This is a genomic window from Streptomyces sp. NPDC048254 (assembly GCF_043201895.1).
Classification (GTDB): Bacteria; Actinomycetota; Actinomycetes; order Streptomycetales; family Streptomycetaceae; genus Streptomyces.
The window spans coordinates 198,530-219,813 of sequence record NZ_JBICZJ010000008.1; the positions used below are offsets into that span (position 1 = coordinate 198,530).

General features: G+C 70.4%; 20 protein-coding genes. 5 read left to right on the plus strand and 15 right to left on the minus strand.

The features are described 5' to 3' along the window. Positions 1-3: 3 nt before the first annotated feature. The 4 genes from ACGFZQ_RS23565 to ACGFZQ_RS23580 form a co-directional block, all read right to left on the minus strand. Positions 4-804, minus strand: a complete 801-nt coding sequence (locus ACGFZQ_RS23565) for a hypothetical protein (protein WP_393841945.1) — start codon at positions 802-804, stop codon at positions 4-6. Between the two features lie 273 nt (positions 805-1,077). After that, the gene (locus ACGFZQ_RS23570; RefSeq protein WP_393841946.1) at positions 1,078-1,749 is read right to left on the minus strand and encodes a Crp/Fnr family transcriptional regulator; all 672 of its coding nucleotides are present in this window, start codon (positions 1,747-1,749) and stop codon (positions 1,078-1,080) included. Between the two features lie 134 nt (positions 1,750-1,883). Beyond that, positions 1,884-2,228, minus strand: coding sequence for a hypothetical protein (locus ACGFZQ_RS23575; RefSeq protein ID WP_351728771.1), 345 nt, complete (start codon positions 2,226-2,228; stop codon positions 1,884-1,886). Between the two features lie 203 nt (positions 2,229-2,431). Continuing rightward, on the minus strand, positions 2,432-2,722 hold the full coding sequence (locus tag ACGFZQ_RS23580; protein WP_351728768.1) for an Atu4866 domain-containing protein: 291 nt from the start codon (positions 2,720-2,722) through the stop codon (positions 2,432-2,434). A gap of 555 nt (positions 2,723-3,277) precedes the next feature. Between ACGFZQ_RS23580 and ACGFZQ_RS23585 the strand changes: the two genes are divergently transcribed. Both ACGFZQ_RS23585 and ACGFZQ_RS23590 read left to right on the plus strand, forming a co-directional pair. Further along, positions 3,278-3,937 (plus strand): cation:proton antiporter, encoded by a 660-nt coding sequence (locus ACGFZQ_RS23585; protein ID WP_393841947.1) that lies wholly within the window; start codon positions 3,278-3,280, stop codon positions 3,935-3,937. A 2-nt stretch (positions 3,938-3,939) separates the two neighbouring features. Beyond that, a complete protein-coding gene (locus ACGFZQ_RS23590; protein ID WP_393841948.1) occupies positions 3,940-4,446 on the plus strand; it encodes a hypothetical protein in 507 nt (168 codons plus the stop codon). 29 nt (positions 4,447-4,475) lie between these two features. On the opposite strand, the gene ACGFZQ_RS23595 is transcribed toward ACGFZQ_RS23590, so the two are convergent. Next, complete coding sequence (locus ACGFZQ_RS23595) at positions 4,476-6,098, minus strand: glycoside hydrolase family 76 protein (protein ID WP_393842098.1); 1,623 nt, start codon at positions 6,096-6,098, stop codon at positions 4,476-4,478. Positions 6,099-6,687: 589 nt separating this feature from the next. Between ACGFZQ_RS23595 and ACGFZQ_RS23600 the strand changes: the two genes are divergently transcribed. Beyond that, entirely contained in the window at positions 6,688-9,588 is a 2,901-nt protein-coding gene (locus tag ACGFZQ_RS23600) for an alpha-L-rhamnosidase (protein WP_393841949.1), read from the plus strand. Between the two features lie 72 nt (positions 9,589-9,660). Here the strand turns inward: ACGFZQ_RS23600 and ACGFZQ_RS23605 are convergent, their stop codons facing one another. Genes ACGFZQ_RS23605 through ACGFZQ_RS23625 form a run of 5 tightly spaced genes read right to left on the minus strand, consistent with a single transcriptional unit; the run spans position 9,661 to position 15,799 of the window. Next, positions 9,661-11,088, minus strand: coding sequence for a cellulose binding domain-containing protein (locus ACGFZQ_RS23605; protein ID WP_393841950.1), 1,428 nt, complete (start codon positions 11,086-11,088; stop codon positions 9,661-9,663). A 48-nt stretch (positions 11,089-11,136) separates the two neighbouring features. Further along, complete coding sequence (locus tag ACGFZQ_RS23610) at positions 11,137-12,669, minus strand: beta-N-acetylhexosaminidase (protein WP_393841951.1); 1,533 nt, start codon at positions 12,667-12,669, stop codon at positions 11,137-11,139. 42 nt (positions 12,670-12,711) lie between these two features. Further along, positions 12,712-13,551, minus strand: a complete 840-nt coding sequence (locus ACGFZQ_RS23615; RefSeq protein WP_393841952.1) for a carbohydrate ABC transporter permease — start codon at positions 13,549-13,551, stop codon at positions 12,712-12,714. Continuing rightward, entirely contained in the window at positions 13,548-14,537 is a 990-nt protein-coding gene (locus tag ACGFZQ_RS23620) for a carbohydrate ABC transporter permease (RefSeq protein ID WP_393841953.1), read from the minus strand. Before ACGFZQ_RS23620 ends, ACGFZQ_RS23615 begins: the two co-directional genes overlap by 4 nt. Positions 14,538-14,569: 32 nt before the next feature. Next, entirely contained in the window at positions 14,570-15,799 is a 1,230-nt protein-coding gene (locus tag ACGFZQ_RS23625) for an extracellular solute-binding protein (protein WP_393842099.1), read from the minus strand. Between the two features lie 308 nt (positions 15,800-16,107). On the opposite strand from ACGFZQ_RS23625, the gene ACGFZQ_RS23630 reads away from it, so the two are divergent. After that, complete coding sequence (locus tag ACGFZQ_RS23630; RefSeq protein ID WP_217560864.1) at positions 16,108-16,947, plus strand: GntR family transcriptional regulator; 840 nt, start codon at positions 16,108-16,110, stop codon at positions 16,945-16,947. Positions 16,948-16,963: 16 nt separating this feature from the next. Here the strand turns inward: ACGFZQ_RS23630 and ACGFZQ_RS23635 are convergent, their stop codons facing one another. The 5 genes from ACGFZQ_RS23635 to ACGFZQ_RS23655 all read right to left on the minus strand — a co-directional run bounded on the left by ACGFZQ_RS23635 (position 16,964) and on the right by ACGFZQ_RS23655 (position 20,212). Beyond that, positions 16,964-17,122, minus strand: coding sequence for a hypothetical protein (locus ACGFZQ_RS23635; protein WP_393841954.1), 159 nt, complete (start codon positions 17,120-17,122; stop codon positions 16,964-16,966). Beyond that, positions 17,119-17,403, minus strand: a complete 285-nt coding sequence (locus ACGFZQ_RS23640; RefSeq protein WP_393841955.1) for a hypothetical protein — start codon at positions 17,401-17,403, stop codon at positions 17,119-17,121. The genes ACGFZQ_RS23635 and ACGFZQ_RS23640 overlap by 4 nt, the downstream gene beginning before the upstream one ends. 80 nt (positions 17,404-17,483) lie before the next feature. Further along, positions 17,484-18,266: an SDR family oxidoreductase gene (locus ACGFZQ_RS23645; RefSeq protein WP_393841956.1), complete on the minus strand. Its 783-nt coding sequence runs from the start codon at positions 18,264-18,266 to the stop codon at positions 17,484-17,486. 102 nt (positions 18,267-18,368) lie between these two features. Then, a complete protein-coding gene (locus tag ACGFZQ_RS23650; RefSeq protein ID WP_393841957.1) occupies positions 18,369-19,208 on the minus strand; it encodes an SDR family NAD(P)-dependent oxidoreductase in 840 nt (279 codons plus the stop codon). A 128-nt stretch (positions 19,209-19,336) separates the two neighbouring features. Further along, positions 19,337-20,212 carry a helix-turn-helix transcriptional regulator gene (locus ACGFZQ_RS23655; RefSeq protein WP_393841958.1) on the minus strand — a complete coding sequence of 292 codons (876 nt, stop codon included), beginning with the start codon at positions 20,210-20,212 and terminating at the stop codon, positions 19,337-19,339. Between the two features lie 167 nt (positions 20,213-20,379). Between ACGFZQ_RS23655 and ACGFZQ_RS23660 the strand changes: the two genes are divergently transcribed. Further along, positions 20,380-21,237 (plus strand): helix-turn-helix transcriptional regulator, encoded by an 858-nt coding sequence (locus tag ACGFZQ_RS23660; RefSeq protein WP_393841959.1) that lies wholly within the window; start codon positions 20,380-20,382, stop codon positions 21,235-21,237. Positions 21,238-21,284 lie beyond the last annotated feature (47 nt).

Here is a 21,284-nt window from a genome sequence, read left to right on the forward strand (position 1 = left end):
AGGTCACTTGGAGATCCCAAAGACGGCCCCCTGAGCATGGATGGTTCCGGTGTAGACCTGAACCACCGTGTCTCCGGGAGCAGTTGGCGCATCCAGGGGGCGCGCGTCGACAGCTTCACCACCCCCCGCGCTCACCGCCTCCGCGGCACGGGCCTTCCCTGCCGCTTCCTCACCGGCAGCCGCCTCCGCCGCTCCCGAAACGGCAGCCGCCCCGAGGTCGAGGGCGCCCGTGTCGTACCCGGGCACCCAGATCCACGCCCGCCCGCTGTGCTCCTTCTCCACGACCCGCACCTCGCGGAACTCCTCCGTCCGGATGGTCGTGAACGCCTGCGCGATCACCTCGTTGAAGACGGTCGGTGACACCGCGACGGCGAGGCAGGCATCCGGCGCGGCCGCGAGGGCCGCCTTCAGCACCGCGCTGTCCAGCATGCGTCCGACCTCCACGGGCGCGCGGCCGACGAAGCCGATCGGGCCGGGCGAGGCCGTACCGAAGTGCACGGCAGCCCGCAGCCGCAGCCACGACTCCCGCTTGCGTCCGTGGTTGAAGGCGCGCAGCCCGGCGTCGAGCCGGCGCATGAACGGGTCGACGAGGTCGGGCTCGGACGCCCCCTCCGGGAGCACCGCGAACACCGAGTCGCCGCCCTCCTGGAGCTTCCAGCGCTCCCAGTCCAGGCCGACCGCCGCGGCCGACTCGCCCAGCAGCCGCTCGATGGCCTCCTGAAGCTGCCGCTGGGTCACCGCGTCGACGCCGCCGTACCCTTTCGCGTCGACCGCCAGCAGCGGTCGGCGCCAGAACGTTTGCATGATCAGAATCCCCGCTCGCTCAGTGACAGCGCACCCATGCGTCGACGGACCATGAGCAGTGAGGGGCGCGCTACGGTACAGGCCGACGTCCGCTCCCCCACAGGCGGACGCCGGTAGGCCAGTGGTACACGTCCCGCGCGCCGCGAACCCCGTCGAAATACGGGATGCGGCAAGTTACGGAAACTTACAACGGAAGCCCCAAGTTGTGGCTGGGGCCGGAAGGCTGGAGCAGCATGGGGTCCTGGGCCCGGCTCCGCCCGGAACACCGTCCGCTCATCCCTCGGGCGCCAGGTCCCCCAGGTCCCTGAGCCTCGGCAGGTCACGTATGACGGTCGAGGCGTAGCCGGTGGTCAGCAGGCTCTCCGCGCGCAGTTCGCGCAGCGCCTTCTGGACGGTCGTCTCGGCGGCGCCGGTGAGCGCGGCCAGTTCGGGCTGGGTCAGCCGGCAGCCGAGGACCGTACCGCCCTCGCCGGCACGTCCGTACCGGGTGGCCAGCTCCACCAGGAGCCGGGCGAGGCGCACCTTGACCGGGTAGCCCCGGAAGTCCAGGCGCCTGCGGTTGGCCCAGCGCAGCCGGTCGGCGACGATCCCGGTCAGCACCAGGTGCACGTCCGGGCGCCGGGCCAGCAGGGCGTGCAGCGCGTCCGGCGGCATCACCCGCGCGGTCACCGCACCGCAGGCGGTCACCGTGGCCGAGCGCGGCGCGCCGTCCATGGCCGCCATCTCCCCGACGCTGTCACCGCCGACCCGGACGGCCAGCAGGGTCTCCTCGCCGTTCTCCACCCGCGCGGTCACCTTGGCGAACCCGGAGAGCAGGAGCAGCACATGGCGGTTGCCGTCGCCCTCGCGCAGCATCGTCTCCCCCACCTCGAACCGCGTGGCCGCACCCATGTCGAGCAGTTCCGCGCGGGCGTCCGGGGACACCGCCCCGAGCAGACTTCGCACAGGCCATTCTCCCGAGCCGAGTGCCATACAAGGCTCACCCCCGAGGTCTTCCGCACGGTCGACGAACAAGCGTCACAGTCAGGTTCACCCGCCGACCCGGAGGTGTGACGGGATGTGCCTCCAGGATGCCTGGACTACTCGGAGTCAGGGTGCATCTGTACCCACCGGCCGCCGATGAACTTCATCTCCACACCGGAGTACGGCTGGGGCGGCGGGACCGGCCGCTTGCCCGGGTGCGGCGGCTTCGGCGGCTTCGGACGGCCGACGGACTGTGCCTTCACGGCGACCGGCTTCTTTTTGGCGTCGCGCTTTCGCAACGCCTCGATCCTTCTGAGGAGTTCGGCGCGGCTGATGTCCTTCGGCGCCCGGGAGAGACGGGGCGGAGCCGCCGGGCGGGCCGGCGGGCGGGCCGTGGTCGTCCGGCAGGCGCGGTGCGCCGGCTGTCCGTCCGTGGCGAAGACGAGCTTCTTCGTGGCCACCGGCTGTCGGCACACGACACACCGCTTGAGCGCAGGCTTGGACCTGGAAGCGTCGGACACGATCCCCCCGGACAGTGCTGTTCTGCTGGGACAGCAGAATAAGCACGCCGACGACACCGTGGGAGAGTTCGGGCGAAAACCGTTGTCCCGCCACGAACGCGACGAGGACGCCGGCGACTCCGGCCGCATCCGGCGGGTCTCGGTTACGGCCGGTTCTCCCGCCGGGCGTGCTCGTCGCCCTCGCGGTACAGCACCAGGTGCTCGTGGTGAAGAACGCCGTCGCGGACGTCGCCGGTGGCGGTGAAGCCGGTGTCGTCGACGTAGTCGAGGTGGTTGCCGGTGACGGTGTAGCTGCCGGTGTAGGCGCTCGGGCGGTTGCCACGGGCTTCGTCGTAGCGGCCGTTCGGCAGCAGTTCCTGGCGGATGAATCCGTCGGCGGTCACCCACATCCCGACGTACGGGTGCGGGTCGCGGGGCGTGTCGTCGCTGGTCATGTTCCTACGATCGGCCCGGCGGGCGGTGGCAGCCAGGCCGCCGTCTCCCCAGGTGAGGGCTTCCTGGGTGCCGGACACCTAGGGACAGAGCGGCCTGGTTCCGGCTCCGCCGTGCCACGAACCTGATGGTCAGGCGGCTGCCGTAGCCGCCGGACACTCGCCACGAGGAGCACGCGATGACCATCACCGGCACCGGCACCGTGAACTGGAACCCCGAGGCCCTCGACGAGATCCTCTCGAACGACGAGGGGCGTCCCGTCCTGTTCACGAACGCCCGGATCCTGACGATGGACCCGTTGATCGGGGCCATGGTCGGCGCCGACATCCTGTTCGTCGGCTCGCTGATCGTGGGTGTCGGCCCTGGCAGCGTCACCGCGGCCGGGGACGACAACGCCATAGTCGTCGACGGCACCGGTACGACCATCGTCCCCGCCGTCGTGGACACCGTCGCGCTGGCCGGCGGCCGCGGCAGCCGCTCGGAGTACGTCGCGACGCTGGCCCCGGGCAACACCACCGACTTCCTGGTGGTGCCCGACGAACTCGGGCATCCTGACCGTGCTGCGCACCGAGAGCCTGCTGAACGACGGCACCGCGCTGGTCCTGCTGGCCGTGGCCGTCGATGTCGTCACCGGCGAACGCCCCTTCTCCTGGTCCGGCACGGCGGTCGCCTTCGCCGGGTCCTACGCCGGCGGAGTGCTGGTCGGCGGCGCGGTCGCCCTGCTCCTGATCCCGGTCAGGCGCCGGCTGCCCGAACCGCTGCTGCACAGCGTGCTGAGCGTCGCCACCCCGTTCCTGGCGTACCTGCCCGCCGAACTCGTGCGGGTGTCCGGCGTCCTCGCCGTCGTCACCTGCGGCCTGGTGACCACCCGGTTCGGCCCTCGTGTCATCGGTTCCGACGCCCGTATCCAGGCCGTCGCCTTCTGGGAAGTGGCCGGCTATCTGCTCAACAGCGCGCTGTCCGTTTTCGTCGGCATCCAACTGCCCTCGGCTGTGCGGGCGTTGACGTCCGTCTCCCTGGTGCAGGCGACGCTCGCCGCTGTCGCCGTGAGTGTCGCCGTGATCGGGACACGGATCGCGTGGTTCTACTCGATCCCCTGTCTGGTCAGGCTCCGGGACCGGAGCCCTCGACAGCGCGACCGCCGGATCACCGGACGCCGGCGGCCGCCGCCGGCGTGGGCGGGGATGCGTGGCGCCTCTCGCCGGCGGCGGCGCTGACCTTGCCCGCCACGACCGCCGGGGGGCACGCCGTCGGGCAGCGTGACGCCGTGGTGTTCCTCACCACCGTCGTCATCGTCGTCACCCTCGCGGTCCTCGGTCCCACCCTGCCGGCCGTGGTCCGCGGGGCCCGCTTCCCCGAGGACACCGACAAGACCGCGGAACTCGCCCTCGCCCGCTGCCGTATGAACGGCGCCGCGATGGACGCCCTGGCCTCCGGCCGGGGACAGCGCACCCGGCATCTCGACCTTGTCGAGACACGCGGTGTCGCCGTGGCCGACTACGACCACGACGCCCGCCCCGACCTCGCCGCGTTCTCCTACTCCGGCGACGGCGTCTACCAGACCGAGGCCCGCCTCGGCAGCGCGGAGACCGGACTCGCCGACGCCACCGCGGGCACGAGCACGAAGTACACCGTCTACGCGTATCAGCGAAGCCCGGTCAGACTGCCCCGTTCGGGCCTGCCCAGGTTCTACCCGGAGTGCGGGAAAGCTCGCGCCCAGGGCTGAAGTGCCCGCCCGCGTCGGCCGGTTCGCCGTCAGCCCGCGGCGGCGGTAAGCGCTCCGAGGGCACTGGCCTGGGTCCGCCAGTCGGTCTGGTTGGGGCTGGTACCGGCCCAGCGCTCGCCGAGGGCGTTGAGGGAAGTGCGGTCCTGCGCCCACAGGGTGTCCGCCTGCTTCTGGACGTAACTCCGGTACGCGGCGGCGCCGGTGGTGGTCGCCAGGTCGGCGAAGTTCCGCATGAAGATGCCCTTGAACTGCTTCTGGTTGTCGTCGCAGGACGCCGAGCCGACATCGCAGGACTCGGTGAGCACTCCGCCGGAGGTCAGCGCCGGGCTGCTGATCGCGGCATCGGCAAGGGTCCGCGCGGTGGTGAGCAGCGAGCTGTCGCCGGTCGACTTCCACAGTTCGGTGAAACCGCCGATGGCCAGCCCCTGGTTGTAACTCCACACGGTGGAGCCGTTGTTGGCGCAGGACGAGGTCAGGCCGTCGTTCACCAGACCCGAGGAGCCGATCATCCCGCTGGCCCGGTACCAGGCGGCGGACGTCTTCGCCCGCTGGAGCCACACGGTGTCGCCCGGGATGCGCTGGTGGAGCGCGGTGGTCAGCCACAGGTACTGCCCGTTCGTCACCGCGTTCTTGTAGGTCCGTTCACGGTCCCACCAGACGCCACCGCCACAGGTGCCGGTGTCCCAGTACTGCTGGACGTAGTTCGCGATGGTGACGGCCTCGTTGAGATAACGGGCGTCGTGGGTGTAGTCGTACGCGTCGATCCAGGCGATCGCCCACCAGCCCGAGTCGTCGATGGACCGGCTGATGAAGTCGCCCTCGATCGCGTCCGAACTGCGCGTCCCGGCCGCGAAGACGCCCTTGTTCTGCTCGAAGGTGCGCGCGACGACCCAGTCGTAGTCGTGCGTGCCGGTGGTCCTCGCGAAGTCGATGAGGGAGGTGAGCGTGGCGGCGGAGTTCCACCAACTGCTCGGCCACCAGCCGTTGTAGGGGTCGTACGACGCCATCAGCGTGTCCGCCGCCGCGCGCGCCCTGGTCGGTGCGGGCCTGACCCAGGCGGTGCAGCTGCCCTCGTTGTGGCTCGCCTCCCGGCCGCAGGCGCGGACCGCGCCACCGTAGAGGAGGCCGCGCGGGTCCCGGGTGGCGTACATCGCGGTACGGGTGCCGGTGGCCCCGGACGGGGTGCTGGTACGGCCGAGGGAGGAGCCGTCCGGCCAGGTCGAGCCGCCGTCCCAGGAGCGGTCGAGCCATATCTCGTCGCCGGCGCCACCGGTGTCGACGCTCGCCCAGGCCATGGAGTTCTTCTGGTCGACGTGCAGCCTGATCGTGCGGCCGTAGAGGGTGGTGGACGGTACCGGCTGGTCGTCGCCGGCCGCCTGGCCCGCGCTCATACCGTCGCAGAGGGTGTCGCAGACGGTGGGATAGACCCAGTTCGTGCAGCCGACTCCGGCCGCGTCGCCGCAGGCCCGCACGAGTCCGCGCCGGTGGTCGCGGGGGTCGGTGATGTTGTACATCAGCGTCCTGGTGCCGGTCCAGGAGCCCGGGATGCTGGCCTTGCCGAGCAGTCCCTCCCAGGTGGCACCGCCGTCCCAGGAACGGTCCAGCCACACCGAGTCCCCGGTCACGCCGTTGTCGATGCTGGCCCACGCCATGTCGTCCGCGTCGGACACGTGCAACTCCAGGCGACGGCCGTTGAGGTCCTTGTCCGGTACCGGGAAGGTCTCCTGCCGGGCCTGCGCGGGGTCGAGCGTGTCACAGGCCAGGACGCAGACCTGGGTGGCGGCGGACGCGGGCGTCGCGGCCGGCACCAGGGCGGCGAACGCGAGCGCGACCGCGAGCAGGAAGCCGAGAAGGCGTTGTGCGACAACGTTGTCTGAGCTGCGTGAGGACACCGGGGCTCGCCTCGATTTCGCGATGGGGGACGACGGTCGGCGCGCGTGGCACAGGCCCGGGGCTCCTGTCGAGCCGGGCCGGAATCGAGCACTGGTCCATACCTGTCTGCGAGGCAGTGAACCGGCTTGGCGAGGCCCTGTCAATGCCGTAAGGGCGCTCCGTTCCAAGGGAGTTGAGAGGCGGCCGTGACGGGTTGACACCCGGTTTCCGGGCGCCCATCATCGGTGGAACTTCGGCGAGGCTCCTCGTGCATCCAGCTGTCACTGCGGGCACGGGGCTTCGTGCGGCACGGTTTTGAATCGTTTCAGAACGCGCGTCCCCCAAGCACCCCCCACTCAGGAGGTCTCCATGCGCCGTCGCTCACCACTGAGCAGACCGCCGGGCCGGCATCACCTGCTCGGCCTCGCCGTCCTCGCGGCCACCGCGCTCGCCACCGGCCCGGCCCCCTCCACCGCCGCCGTGCCGATGTCCGCCGCAAAGACCCCGACGGGCGTCCGGGCGGCGGCAGTCGACCCCCTGAACTACTCGCCGACCTCACGCACCCTCAAGCCGACCGCCGTCTACCGGACGTCCGGCAGCGTCGCGAACCCGCAGAACGTCCTGAGCGGACAGCCGACCCGGATCTCCGGCTCCCAGTCGGCCGTCACCCTCGACTTCGGCAAAGAGACCGGCGGCGTGACAACGTTGTCCTTCGGGGGTGTGAGCGACGGCGGACAGCGGGTCGGCCTGGCCTTCAGCGAGTCGTCGCTGTACGCGGGCAACAGCAGCGACCGCAGCAGCGGCCGTGACGGTGAGGACGGCGCCCTCTACGCCACCGCCTCCGCCAACGGCACCTACACGGTGCCCACCGCCCAACTCCGGGGCGGCTTCCGCTACCTGACGGTCTTCCTCGACACCTCGGGCTGGGTGGACCTCAAGGGCGTCAGCCTCGGCTTCACCGCGGCGCCCGGGAAATCGAACCCGGCCGACTACGCCAACTACTTCCACTCCAGCGACGACCTGCTCAACCGCATCTGGTACGCCGGGGCGTACACGGTGCAGCTCAACACGATCGCCTCGAACCAGGGCCGCGCCTGGCCCCCGCCGGCCTCGGCCTGGGACAACGGCGCCACCGTCGGCGTGGGTGACTCCGTGCTGGTCGACGGCGCGAAGCGCGACCGCACGGTGTGGCCCGGCGACATGGGCATCGCGGTCCCCACGCAGTACGCGTACTCCGGCGATCTCACCTCGACCCGCAACGCGCTCACCACGATGTACGACGCGCAGTCGGCGGACGGTGAAATCCCTTGGTCCGGCCCGCCGTTCAACCTCACCGGCTCGGACACCTACCACACCTGGACGCTGCTGGGCACGTCGACGTACTACACCTACAGCGCCGACCGGGCGTGGCTGGACTCCGAATGGGCCGACTACAAGCGCGGGATGGCCTTCATCACCAACAAGATCGACGGCAACAACCTGCTCAACGTCACCCGCACCCAGGACTGGGCCCGGGTCGGCCAGGGCGGGGAGAACATCTCCGCCAACGCGCTGCTGTACGCCGCGCTCAGGGGCGGCGCGACCCTGGCCACGGCCGAGGGCGACAGCGCGCTCGCCGCGAGCTGGACCGGCAGGGCGGACGCGATCAAGGCCGCGGCCAACTCCCGCCTGTGGGATGCCTCGAAGGGCATGTACAAGGACAACCCCACCAGCGGTCTGTACCCGCAGGACGGCAACTCCCTTGCCGTCTGGTACGGGTTGGCGGACACCGCGGCCAAGGCCAAGAGCGTCGTCGCGGGGCTCGGGAGGAACTGGGGCGCGTACGGCCCCACCACCCCCGAATGGGGCGGCAACGTCTCGCCCTTCGCGGGCGGCATGGAACTCAACGCCCGCTTCACGGCGAACGACGACTACACCGCCCTGGACCAGATCCGCCGGACCTGGGGTCACATGCTCGACAGCGACATCGGCACCAAGAGCACCTTCTGGGAGGGCGTCAAGGCCGACGGCGGGCTCGCCTACGGCGGTTCGTTCATGAGCCTGGCCCACGGCTGGTCCTCCGCGCCCACCTCCACGCTCACCTTCGACGTGCTCGGCACCGCGCCGGAGTCGGCGACCGGCGCCTACCGCTTCGTCCCGCACCCCGGCGACCTGACCAGCGCCGAGGGGCGTATCACCCTGCCCCAGGGCGCCGTCGAGGCGTCCTGGTCCCGCGATCCCGCTGCCGGCACCTACTCGGCGCACCTGACCAGCCCGTCCGGCACCACCGGCCGTATCGGCGTGCCGAAGTCCGGCGGCGGCAACATCTCGGTGTCCGTGAACGGCACTGTCGTCTGGAGCAACGGAACCTTCACCCCCGGCGCCGGCATCACCGGCGCGAGCCAGGACGACAGCTACGTCTACCTCACCGGCGTCGCCCCGGGCGGCTACACCGTGACCGCCACCGGCCTCGGCAACCCGGCGGCACCGGCCGACCCGGCCACCACCGGTGCACTGCGCGCGGGCTACACCCGGTGCGCGGGCGAAGGCGGCAGCTGCTCCTTCAGCGGCACCCGCTCGGTGGCCTACGGGGCCGGAACGTACACGTACAAGACGGTGACCGACAGCACCGCCTGCACCAGCGACGCCTTCGGCGGCGACCCGGCGCCGAATCTCGTGAAGTCCTGCTACGTCGCCGACGCGGGCGGCCCGCCGGGGTACACCGCCTGCGCGGCCGAGGGCGGCACCTGCGCCGTGCCCGGCTACAACCGCGACGTCGTCTACGGCGGCAACGGCAACTTCGTCCACCAGGTCACCAACGGCTCCGTCACCTGCTCCAACGCCCACTTCGGCGACCCGATCGACGGCGTCGCCAAATCCTGCTACCTGCCGCCCTCCGGAGCACCGGCCGGCGGCTGGACCAAGTGCGCGGACCAGAACGGGACGTGCGCGGCCGCCGCCGGACAGCCGGTGCTGTACGGCGCGTTCGGAGCGTTCACCACACTCAGGGCCACCGGCGACACCCCCTGCACCGACGCGACGTTCGGCGACCCGATCCCCGGCGAGTCGAAGGCCTGCTACACCGCCACCGGCGGCCCGGCCGGCTACGCCACGAACTGCTCGGACGAGACCGGGACTTGCGCCTTCAGCGGGCAACAGACCGTGGCCTACGGCGCCCGGGGCACCTTCGTCTACCGGACGTTCAGCGGCGGCACCGGTTGCACGACCGCGTCGTTCGGCGGCACGGACCCGCTGCCGGGGGTACGGAAGGGCTGTTACCTCACTCCCTGAGGAGGGCGACGCTCCCGGCGGCCCGCGCGCGTGCGGTGCGCGGGCCGCCGGATCACTCGGGGTGCGCCGGTGTCAGCTGCTGGGCACGGTGTCCTCGAAGGTGGTGCCCGCGCCGCGGTACGCCGCCACCTTGGCGGCGACCTGCGCCGGTGTGAGGACCTGGTCCTTGACGTGCAGGACGTAGTCGACCTGCTCGTCGTACGCGCGCGCGGTGGAGCTGGTCAGGCCGCCGAAATCGATCAGCCACTGGTTGAAGTTGATCGACATCGGCCGCTCCGGCAGGTACGCGGCGTCATGCGTGCCGAAGAGCTGTCCGTCGATGTAGTACCTGATGTTGTTGTTGTCGATGGTCAGCACCAGGTCGTGCCAGCCGTCGTAGCTCTGCCGGCCCTCGGTGTGCTGGTTGACCGCCACCCACGGGTCGGGTTGGTAGGTCTCCCAGGACGTCGTGTAGAGGATGTTCGACGACTCGCCCCAGCCGCCGTTGGGGAGGTACTCGAAGTCGTACTCGGAGTAGTCGTCCGCCATCGGTGCCGTGAGGTCGTTGATGGTGAAGAACGTCTGGACGAGGTGGTCGCCGTCCGGGCCGTACACGGGTGCGTCGCTGAACCTGACCCGGGCCGCGTAGGTGCCGTTCTTGAACTTCCGTGCGTTGGTGACGACCTCTGTCTGCTTGGTGCTCTCGCCGGTGCCCGATGTCGAGGTCTCCAGGTTCATGACGGAGTTGCCGCTGGAGGTGGCGAAGGTGACGTTCCCGGGCGCCCAGGTGGCGCCGGACACGCCGGGGCCGCCGGAGGCGGAGCGCACGCTCCAGCCGTGCGCCGAGATCTTCGGGTCGTTGTAGGCGCTGTAGTCGAAGTCGTCGAACAGCGTGGCGCCGGTGGCCGGAGGGTCGGTCGGCGGGTCGGTGGGCGGGTCCGTCGGGTCGTTGCCGGCGGGAGCCTGGCCCCACAGGGTGGTGCCGGACAGCTGTGCGGTGACCTTGGACCAGTCGCCGTACGAGGTCTGGGAGGCGCCGAAGGAGTAGTCGTCACTCTGGACCAGCGGCTGCCACGTGGACTGGTAGAAGCGCAGCTGCATGTCGCCGGTGTCGGCGCCCGGAGCGAGGGTGCCGGCACCGGAGGTGAAGCCGATCTCCAGGTAGCGGTCGGCCGTGGCCGTCGGGTTGGTGAGCGTGCCGAAGGTGCCGGTGACGTTGGCGCAGCCCTTGACGGCCCAGGAACAGGCGAAGCGGTAACTCGCGCTCGCCGAGTCGGCCTTGAAGTAGTAGCGGATCCTGACGCTCGCCAACTGCACGGTGGTGGTGCCGGTGTTCTTCACCTTGAACCAGGGCTCGGCCTGGTCGGCGCTGGCTCCGGCGGCGCTCGTACGGTACTGGACGCTCAGTCCGTCGCCGGCCGCGCTCGCGGTGCCGGGGAGTGCGGTGAGCGCGGCGGCGCCCATGGCCACCGCGACGGCGGCGGACGCGGTGGCGCGCAGCCGGTTCTTGGTGAGTCTCATCGTGGTTCCTTTCCAGAAAGGTGGGGGTGATTCCCGGAATCGGACAGGTCAGGGGTGGCGCCGGACGCCGAGCGCGTCGAGCCGGGCGGTGTGCCCGTCGAGGCGGGAGCGGAAGTCGGCCCAGTCGGTGGTGCCGCTCCAGGCGCGGTCGGCGAGGGCACACAGCCGGGGGTAGGTGAGGTACTCGATGTGGGCGGGCGTCGTGACGAACTCGGTCCACAGCTGGGCCTGGGTGCCGAGCACCCGCCCGGCCACGTCCGGTTCGGCGTCCTCGGGTACGGGGTCATGGGCGTGGGCGGCGCGCAGATCGACGACGGTGCCGGGCTGGGCCGGCGGCTCGTGCGGGTCGGCGGTCTGGGCGTGGTCGAGGTAGGTGGCCCGGTGGTACGCGCTGACGACGGGGTGGCCGCGGCGCGCCGCCGTCAGGGTGTGGGATGCGTCGCGCCAGGTCATCACGGTGAAGTCGAGGGGCAGTTCGGCGCCGGTCTCGGCCCAGCCGACCGGGCGGCGGCCACGCCGGACGAGGAACTCGCCGATCTGCCCGAGGAACCAGCCGTGCAGGGCCTCGGGGTTCGGCAGGCCCTGTGCCGACGCCCGTTCGCGCGCGGCGGCACTGTGCGTCCACTCGGTGGTGGGGCACTCCTCGCCGCCGATGTGGATGTACGGCGAGGGGAAGACGTCCATGACCTCGTCGAGGACATCGCGGCAGAAGTCGAGGACCTCGTCGTGGACACCGAGGACGGTGTCGCACACGCCCCAGCGCGTCCAGACGTCGAGGCTGCGCTCCGGCTGGTTGCCCAGTCCGGGATAGGCGGCGAGGGCCGCGCGTACGTGTCCGGGCATCTCGATCTCCGGCATGACGGTGACGCCGCGAGCGGCCGCGTACCGGACCAGGCCGCTCAGTTCGGCCCGCGTGTACGACCCTCCGTGCGGGACGCCGTCGAACGTGCCGCTGCCGGCCGGGCCCTGCTGCGACTCGGCACGACGGCCGCCGATCTCGGTGAGCTTGGGACGGGCGGTGACCGGCATCCGCCAGCCCTGGTCGTCCGTGAGGTGCAGATGGAACACGCTGATCTTGTGCAGGGCCAGCAGGTCGACGTAGCGGCGCAGATAGGAGACGGGCTGGAAGTGGCGGGCCACGTCCAGCATCGCGCCGCGCCAGGGGTGCCGCGGGACGTCGGTGATCTCGGCGCAGGGCAGCAGCCACTGTGTGTCTGGCCGCGGGGTCTTCGACAGGGTCTCGGGGGGCAGGAGTTGACGGATCGTCTGGATGCCGCGCAGCAGGCCGGTGAGGTGCGCGGCGCGCAGCAGCACGGTGTGCGGGGCGATGGTGAGCCCGTACCCTTCGTCGCCGAGACCGGTGAGCCCAGGGGCGAGCGCCAGCGTGAACTGTCCGTCCGGGGACGGTCGCAGGGGCAGCCCGGTGGCGGGAGCGAGCAGGGTCCGCAGCAGTTCCGCGGCCGGTTCGGCGCCCGCGCCGATGTGCAGCGCGGTGTCGGCGTCGAGCGTGAAGCGCCCGGGCCGGAGTACGGCTTTGGCGGGGCGCGGGACGAGGGAGAGCACAGGTCGGTGTGCGGGCATGGGTCGTCTCCGGAAGCGGGTCGCGTGGGGGTGGGTGTGCGGTCAGCCTTTGACCGCACCGGCCGCGAAGCCGGCGGTGACATGGCGCTGGAGCAGCAGGAACACCACGAGTGCGGGGGCGGCGAAGAGGGTCGAGGCGGCCATGGTGGCGCCCCAGTCGGTGCCGAAGACGTTCTGGAACGAGGACAGCCAGACGGGCAGGGTGCGGTTGTCCTGCTGCTTGATGATCAGGAAGTTGGCGTACGCGAACTCGTTCCAGGCGGTGATGTAGCCGAACAGCGAGGTGGCCATCAGGCCAGGGGCCAGGAGCGGGAACGCGATGTGCCGGAACGCGCCGAGCCGGGTGCAGCCGTCGACCTGGGCGGACTCCTCCAGCTCCGGCGGGATCGTGCCGATGAAGCCGCGCAGCACGATGACGGTGAAGGGCAGCGTCATCATGAAGTAGACGAAGGTCAGGGTCGGCAGCCGGTCGAGCATGCCGGTGTCCCGGGAGATGATGTACACGGGGATGATCAGAGACTCCCAGGGCGCCATCTGGGCGATGAAGACCATGAGCATGAACTGCCGCCGTCCCCTCCACCGCATCCGGGCGACCGCGTAGGCGGCGCCGAGCGCGATGACGAGGGCGAGCAGGACGGCGCTGAGCGTGACGAGGATGCTGTTGCGCCAGAACAGGCCGAAACCTGCGGCGCCGACGGCGGTGCGGAAGTGGTCGAGGGTCCAGCTCTCGGGGATGATCCGGGGGTTGCCGGACTGGATGTCGCGGGTCGGGGTGAACGCGGTGACGACCATCCAGTAGACCGGGAACAGACAGACCACGACCGTGAGGACGGCGGCGGCGTTCAGGGGCAGGCGGCGGACGCGGGGCCGGGTGGTGCTCATGCGAGCTCGTCCTCCTGGCGGAACATCTGGCGGAAGTAGAAGACCAGCACTCCCGACATCAGCACGACGGTGACCATGGAGGCCGCCGAGCCGAGGTCGTAGCGCTGGCTCGACAGGGCGGTCTGGACCGCGTACACGGGCAGGATCGTGGTCGCGTCGCCGGGCCCGCCGTTGGTCATCACCCAGATCTGGACGAACGCCTTGAACGTCCAGATCACTTCGAGCGAGAGCACCAGCAGGAAGATCGGCCGGACGATCGGGAGGGTGATCGAGCGGAAGATCCGCGGCCCCGACGCCCCGTCGAGCCGCGCCGACTCGTACAGCTCGGTGGGGACGGTGGTGAGGGCCGAGTACAGGGTGATCGCGGCGAACGGCACGGACTGCCACACGACGAGGACGACCACGATGGCGAAGGCGGCCGGGCCGTGCGCGAACCAGGGGTAGCGGTGGAAGGACTCGAACCCCAGGTCGGTCAGGACCGCGTTGACGATGCCGAACTCCGAGTGGAACAGCCACTGGAACACGGTGGTCGCCGCGATGACGGGCATCGCCCAGGTCAGCACGAGCGCACTGAGGACCGCGGTCCGCCCGAACCGGCCAAGGCGTTCGACCATGAGCGCGACCAGGGTGGACAGCACCATGATCAGTACGACGTTGACCGCCATGAAGAGGAAGGTGCGGCGCACCACCTCCCAGAAGCGGCCGTCGCCCAGCAGCGTCTCGTAGTTCCGGAATCCGACGAACCGTGCGTCGCCCAGGATGAGCTGGCGCAGACCGAAGTCCTGGAGCGAGATCACCACGGCGCGGACCAGGGGATAGACAAGCAGGTAGAGCGTGCCGAGGACGGCGGGCGCGATCAGGAGGTACGGCCAGATCCCGCGGCCGGCGGCCGTCGACGGGCGGCGCCTGCCCGCCGCGGTGGACCGCCGGGCCGGCCGGGTGGTGAGTGGGGGGCGGGAGACGGTCTGCTCTCGGAGTGCCGGCACGGCATTTCTCCTTCCCGTGCGTCGACGACGGTTCAGGAGCCGGAGTTCATCGCCGTGGTGATCGCGTCGGACGCCGTGGTGGCCGCCTTCTGCACATCGCCTCCGGTGAGCACGGCCGTCATGTAGTCCTTGATCGGGTTCTTGGCCTCGACCGCGGCCCAGCCCGGCGTGTTGGGTGTGGCGTGGCCCTCGGCGGCGCCGACCGCCATGGCCGCGGCGCCCGGGTCGGAGGCGACCGCGGAGGCCAGGGTGGTCTTGTTCGGTACGTAGCTCATGGCGAGGGCGAGCTTCTTCTGCCAGGTGTCGCCGGTGAGTTCCCTGATGAAGGTGTAGGCCGCGTCCTGCTTGGTGGAGGCCGTGGGGATGACGAGGTCGGAGCCGCCGGTGAAGACCGCGCCGGGCTTGTCGGCGGTCTTGCCCGGGATCGGGAAGAAGCCGAGCTTGCCCTTGAGCGCGGGGTTGTTCTGGATGACGACGTTGGCGCCGCCGGGTGTCGAGACGACCTGGGCGACCTTCCCCTTGGCCATGACGTCCGCCTGCGGGGGGTTGGCCTCGTCGGCGTCCTTGGGGCCCCGGCCGAGGGCCTGGAGCTTCTGGTAGAACTCCATTCCGCGGATCGCCTCGGGGGTGTCCAGCGTGCCCTTCCACCTGCCGCCGGACTCGGCGGCGAGGTCGCCGCCCTCGTCCCAGACGAAGCCGGCGAAGGTGTACCAGTTCTGGCCGGGCAGGTAGATGCCTTGCGTGTCACCGGTGTTGAGCTTCTCGGTGGCGGCGATCCACTGGTCGCGGGTCTTGATCGTGGTCGCGTCGATGCCCGCCTTCTTGAAGAGGTCGGTGCGGTAGACGACGACGCGGTTGGCGGCGTAGTAGGGGACGCCGTACTGCTTGCCCTCGTAGGAGCCCGGCTCGGCGAGGCCCTTGAGCCAGTTCTGCCCGCCGAGTTCGCCGACCTTGTCGCTGAGGTCGAGCAGCCCGCCGCTCTGCGCGAACTGGGCGACCTGGGTGTTGCCGGTCTCGATGACGTCCGGGGCGTCGTTGCTGGCGAGGGCCGCCGTGACCTTCTCGCCGATCCCGTCCCACTCCTGGATCTGCACCTTGGCCTTGATGTCGGGGTGGGCGGCCTCGAAGCCCTTGACGAAGTCGCTCTGGAACCGTGCCGAGACACTGTCGCGCATCAGCCACACGTCGATGGTGGTGCTTTTGCCGGAGCCGTCGCCGGAGGCGTCGGAGGAACTACTGCAGGCACTGAGCCCGGCCGTCATCAGGAGCGCGGACACACCGGCAAACAAGCGGAGCTTCACGGTTCACCTCTGGAGGACATGACCTGACCATCTGACCAGTGAAGTCCACTGGTCAGCTCACCTCTTGATGTGAGGATGAAGGTGGCATAGACCAATTGAGGCGTCAACCCTCCGTACAGCAACGGCATTTGCTGGGCAGACCAGGCGGAGTGCGGACGACCGCCTCTCGGTGGCCGTTACACTTCCCGGAACCAGGAGGGCAGTTGTAGGTGACCACTGGTCAGCTGGTTAACTGGTCAACTGGGATTCCGGGCAACAGGGAGCGCGACATGACGGCCGACGAACCAGGCGCGGTGCTCAAACGGGAGCGCGTGCGCGACTTCCTCCTCGACCTGGTCGAGTCACAGCGCCCGGGGGACGCGATCCCCTCCGAGCGCGTCCTCTGCGCCCGCCTGGGCGTGTCCCGCCCCACCCTGCGCGCGGCGGCCGACGAACTGGTCGCCGCGGGGCTGCTGGTACGGGAGCACGGGCGGGGCATGTTCGTCGCTCCGGAGAAGATCACCCAGGAACTCGTCTCCGGACAGCAGGCCATGACCGTGCCCCGGGCCACCGGAACCTGGTCGAGTCGGCTGCTGGAGTTCACCACCATCCCGGCGGGCGCGCGCGTGGGCCGCAGGCTGCGCATCTCCCCCGCCGCCGAGATCGTGTACGTGGCACGGCTGCGTCTGGTCGACGGCGCCCCGATGGCCATCGAGCACCTGCACATCAAGGCCGGTCTGGTCCCGGCCCTGTCCGCCGGGGAACTGGAGGCCGGCGACCTGTACGAGCACCTGCGCGAACAGCACGGCGTGCACGTCCAGGAGGCCGTCCAGGCGATCGAGCCGACCGTCGTCACCCGGGCCGAGGCCGAACTGCTCGACGTGCCCGAACTGTCACCGGCGCTGCTCTTCGAGCGCCTCACCTCGGACACCACCGGACAGCCCGTCGAGTACGTCCACTCGATCTACCGCGGAGACCGCTACCGCATCGTCTCCCGGCTCACCCTCGGCCCCGCGGCCACAGTGCCGTCGGCAGGCGTCGGACACCATCCCGGCATCCCTCCCGGCGACTTCGCGCACGGCGACACCATCACGTCCTCCACACGCGGCGACATCCAGTCGGCACCGTGAGCCGCTGCGGGAGGGACTACAGCTCGCCCGGCCGGCCGTAGCAACTGTCCTCCGGCAGCCGCGCTCCCGGATCGAGGTCGCCGACGTACACGGGGTCGAAGCCGGCGCCGCCGATGAGCCGTGCGGTGACGTCCATCGCGTCCGGTTCGGCCGCGTACAGGTTGCCGGGTGTCACGCGCTGTGCTCGCCGACCAGCTCGTACGAGGACGCGAAGACCGTGTTGAACGCTTTCGCCGTCGGGCCGCCGACGACGGACTTGACCTGATGCGCGAGCGACGGGAAGGCGCCGTCGCGTTCGGTGTAGAGGTTGGTCGCGTCGATGGTCACCTGACCGTTCAGCCCGGCGACACCGCGCAGCACCTCGCCGATGAGGTGGCCGGGCACGGCCACGACGACGGCATCGGCGGCCGAGGCATCGCCTCCGTCCCGCCCTCGTCCGATCACCGTGATGTTCATGTCGGGTCCTCTCGACCGATGGAGACGTGGGGGGGGAGAACAGCACCGGGCTGCTCTCCCCCCCCACGCCGGAACGGACGTCAGATGGCCTGGGCGGTGGGCAGGATGGTGATCTCGGTGAGGTTGACGTGGCGCGGGACGGCGGCCATGAAGGCGACGGTCTCGGCGACGTCGGCGCTCTGCAGGACGTCGATGTCGTGGATGAGGTCGGCCATCAGCTTGGAGGCGTCGGGGTCGGTGACGTGGGCCGGCAGCTCGGTGTCGACCATGCCGGGCTCGATGGTGGCCACCCGGACCATCTTGGGACCGAGCTCGACGCGCAGCAGCCGGGTGAGGTGGCTGATGTACGCCTTGGTGCCGGAGTAGACGGAGAACTTCGTCAGGATGCGGGTGGCCGCGATCGACGAGGTGTTGATCAGGTCGGCGGGCCGGCCCGCGGCGGCGGATTCCGTCAGGTGCGGGACGAACGCGGCGATCACGTTCATCAGGCCGCCGATGTTGAGGTCGATCTGGCGCTGCCAGTCGTCGACCTTGAGCTCCTCGATGCCGGAGATCAGCTGGACACCGGCGTTGTTGAACACGAGGTCGGCCTTGCCGAAGCGCTCGGCGACCTGGTCGGCGGCGGCCTGGACGGCGGCGCGGTCGGTCACGTCGACGGCCAGGGCGAGCGCGGTGCCGCCGGCGGCCTCGATGTTCTTGACCACATGGTCCAGGCGCTCCTTGCGCCGGGCCAGTACGACCACGGTCGCGCCGAGTCCGGCGAGGCGCTCGGCGGTGACGGCCCCCATGCCGCTGGAGGCGCCGGAGACGACGGCGACACGGCCGGCCAGGGGGGTACCGGTGAGCAGGGCAGCAGACATCACAAAACCTCGATCTCTTTGATCACAGGAGGCGGGGAGGGAGGAGGGGGGAAGTGAAGGGGGAAGGCGCCGGGTGCCCGAGCGGGGCGGGCACCCGGCGGGGCGTCAGGCGGCGTCGTCGTGCGCGGTGGCCGCGGACTTCTCGCGCCACGGGGCGAGGTCGTCCTGCACCTGCTGGTACTTGACGTCGAGCCGCTCCAGCGTGTCGCGCCCGAGGTAGAGATGCGTGGGCAGCTTGTCGGTGGCGGCCACCTCGACGATGAGGGCGGCGCCCTTGACGGGGTCGCCGAGCTGGGCGTGGTTGGCCTGGTCGATCCAGTCGAGCGTCACGTGCGCGGGGGTGTCGTCGTAGTCGCTGATGCGGTTCCCGGCGACCGACAGGGAGCTGGCGTCCAGGAAGTCGGTGCGGAAGACGCCCGGCTCGACGACCATCGACTGGATTCCGAACGGCGCCATCTCGGCGGAGAGCGCTTCGCTGATGCCGGCGACGGCGAACTTGGACGCGGAGTAAAGGCTGACGCCCGGCTCGCCCTCGAAACCGGAGCGGGACCCGATGTGCACCAGCCGGCCCGAGCCCTGCTTGCGCATCACGGGCAGCACAGCGCGGGTGACGTTGATCAGGCCGAAGACGTTGAGGTCGAACAGCGACCGGGCCTCCGCGTCGGAGATCTCCTCCAGCGCGCCGAGCAGGCCGCGGCCGGCGTTGTTCACCAGGACGTCGATACCGCCGAACCGCTCCACGGCGGCCTCGACCGCCTGCGGAATGCTGTCGTTGTCCGTGACGTCCAGGGCGGCCGCGAAGACCTTGTCGGAACTCCTCAGATCGTCCGGTACGCGCTCCGGATTTCGTACGGCGACCACGACATTGTTACCGCCGGCCAGAGCGGCGCGGGCGATTTCCGCGCCGATTCCGCGGGAGGCACCGGTGACAAACCACGTAGCCATGGGAAAAACCTCTTTCGTCGCTTTCCCCTTTGCGGGGGGATTTCTTGTTGACGTATTCGAGTCTGTCCCTCCACCGGGGTGATATGAAGGCAGCGGTTTTCCTGGGAGTCCTACACCCAGGATGGGGCTCAGGTGCCGTGCGCGGGGTTCGGCTGGTGCGGCACCTCGGGCGCGCTGACGGAGCCCAGCAGGGCCAGCCCGTCGGCGGAGGGGGAACCCGGCTCGGCCTGCAGGACGACGAGCTGCTGCCCCGGGGCGCTGCGGATACTGAGGGCCTCGTGCCGCAGCTCCAGGTCTCCCACGACGGAGTGGTACACCTGCTTGATCTCGTAGGGCGGGACCCGGGTGTACTCGCGTGCCCACAGGGCGCGGAACTCGCTGCTGCGCACCGACAGCTCACCGACCAGCTCCAGGATGCGGGGGTCCTCCGGGGTGCTCGCCGCCGTCTGCTGAAGGTCGGCGACCGCCCGGTGCCTGGCCCGCTCCGGGCTGCGGTAGAAGGTCTTCGCGGCGGGGTCCAGGAAGAGCATGCGCAGGACGTTGTCGTGCTGCGCGAAGTCGCGGTAGAGGGCGTCGGCCAGTGCGTTGGTGGCCAGCAGGTCCTGGGCGTGGCCGATGATGAAGGCCGGTGTCCTGGTCCAGCTCCCGATCAGCTGTCGCAGGTGCGGCCGGACACGCTCGACCCGGACGGGTGCCTTCGTACGGCGGGCCGCCGGCTGGGCCAGCCGGAAGAGCTCCCGCTTGTCCTCGTCACCGAGTTGCAGCACCCGGGCCATGGCCTCAAGGACCCGGGGCGAGGGACTGAGCTCACGGCCCTGCTCCAGCCGGCTGTAGTAGCTCAGGCTGACGCCCGCGAGCGTGGCGACCTCGTCGCGCCGCAGCCCGGGCACCCTTCGCCGGCCGGCGGCGGGCAGTCCCGCCGCCAGGGGGCTCAGGCGTTCTCTGCGGGCCCGGAGAAACCGACCCAGCCCTTCCACCGAGTCGAGGTGCGTGTCGTTGTCCATGTCATCGAGGCTAGGCGGAAAGCACCCGGAAAAGTCCCGCCGACGGTGGGTGCATTACACCCAGGATTACGGCGGCGCGGAATCACCCGCTGCGACGAACGCGCGACCTGATGTGATACCGCACGTCCGGCACTTCTCACCGGGCGAAATCCATCTAGTCTTGCCGCATGAGCAATGGGACGCCTTTGGGTGATTTTCTCCGAGCCCGCAGAGAAGCCCTGAAGCCACACGACGTCGGTCTGCCCGAACACGGGCGGCGCCGGGTGCCGGGACTGCGCAGAGAGGAAGTCGCGCTGCTCGCCGGAGTCAGCTCCGACTACTACATCAGGCTGGAACAGGGGCGTGAGAACAGCCCGTCCCCGCAGGTCCTCGATGCCGTGGCGCAGGCGCTGAAACTGGACGCGGAGTCCACCGACCATCTCAACCGCCTCTGCCTCGCCGCCTCGCAGCGCCCCCACGACTGGGGCGGGACGGACGTCAGCCCGCAGCTGCTGCAGCTGATGGAAGGGTGGGATCACACTCCGGCCTTCGTCGTCGGGCCGGCCCTCGACATCATGGCGGGCAACTCCCTGGCCACGGCCCTCCACAGCGGGTTCGACCAGTTCGACAACCTCGCCCGCATGGTGTTCGTCGACCCGGCGGGCCGCGACTTCTACCAGGAATGGGAGCGGACCGCGCACTCCTGCGTCGCCGAGATCAGGGCCGCCTACGGCCATGATCCCGAGTCCGCCCGCATCGCCGAGGTCGTGGCGGAACTGTCCGCCCGGAGCGCGGAGTTCGCCGCGCTCTGGCAACTGCACGACGTCAAGGGCAAATCCCAGGAGGGCAAGCACCTCAAACACCCTCAGGTCGGGGACCTGCACATCAAGTTCGCGGCTTTCACGGTCAACGGGGCCCCGCACCAGCAGCTGGTGGTCTACCAGGCCGAACCGGCGAGCCCGACGGCGACCGCCTTCGAGACGCTGAGGGCCTTGGCCACCCGGCCGAAGCGGGCCCGGACCGGAGCGGTGGACGCGAGCAGGTGAGCTCCGGTGCAGGCCGGTACCGGCACACCCCGGAAGAGCGCGGCCTT

Excerpts from the sequence above, each read along its gene's own strand:
- ACGFZQ_RS23615 (WP_393841952.1), bottom strand. The coding sequence starts at position 13,551 with ATGAGCACCACCCGGCCCCGCGTCCGCCGCCTGCCCCTGAACGCCGCC.
- ACGFZQ_RS23630 (WP_217560864.1), top strand. The coding sequence starts at position 16,108 with ATGACGGCCGACGAACCAGGCGCGGTGCTCAAACGGGAGCGCGTGCGC.
- ACGFZQ_RS23605 (WP_393841950.1), bottom strand. The coding sequence starts at position 11,088 with ATGAGACTCACCAAGAACCGGCTGCGCGCCACCGCGTCCGCCGCCGTC.
- ACGFZQ_RS23655 (WP_393841958.1), bottom strand. The coding sequence starts at position 20,212 with ATGGACAACGACACGCACCTCGACTCGGTGGAAGGGCTGGGTCGGTTT.
- ACGFZQ_RS23565 (WP_393841945.1), bottom strand. The coding sequence starts at position 804 with ATGCAAACGTTCTGGCGCCGACCGCTGCTGGCGGTCGACGCGAAAGGG.
- ACGFZQ_RS23610 (WP_393841951.1), bottom strand. The coding sequence starts at position 12,669 with ATGCCCGCACACCGACCTGTGCTCTCCCTCGTCCCGCGCCCCGCCAAA.
- ACGFZQ_RS23580 (WP_351728768.1), bottom strand. The coding sequence starts at position 2,722 with ATGACCAGCGACGACACGCCCCGCGACCCGCACCCGTACGTCGGGATG.
- ACGFZQ_RS23640 (WP_393841955.1), bottom strand. The coding sequence starts at position 17,403 with ATGAACATCACGGTGATCGGACGAGGGCGGGACGGAGGCGATGCCTCG.
- ACGFZQ_RS23660 (WP_393841959.1), top strand. The coding sequence starts at position 20,380 with ATGAGCAATGGGACGCCTTTGGGTGATTTTCTCCGAGCCCGCAGAGAA.
- ACGFZQ_RS23625 (WP_393842099.1), bottom strand. The coding sequence starts at position 15,799 with ATGACGGCCGGGCTCAGTGCCTGCAGTAGTTCCTCCGACGCCTCCGGC.
- ACGFZQ_RS23595 (WP_393842098.1), bottom strand. The coding sequence starts at position 6,098 with ATGGCGTGGGCCAGCATCGACAACGGCGTGACCGGGGACTCGGTGTGG.
- ACGFZQ_RS23600 (WP_393841949.1), top strand. The coding sequence starts at position 6,688 with ATGCGCCGTCGCTCACCACTGAGCAGACCGCCGGGCCGGCATCACCTG.
- ACGFZQ_RS23650 (WP_393841957.1), bottom strand. The coding sequence starts at position 19,208 with ATGGCTACGTGGTTTGTCACCGGTGCCTCCCGCGGAATCGGCGCGGAA.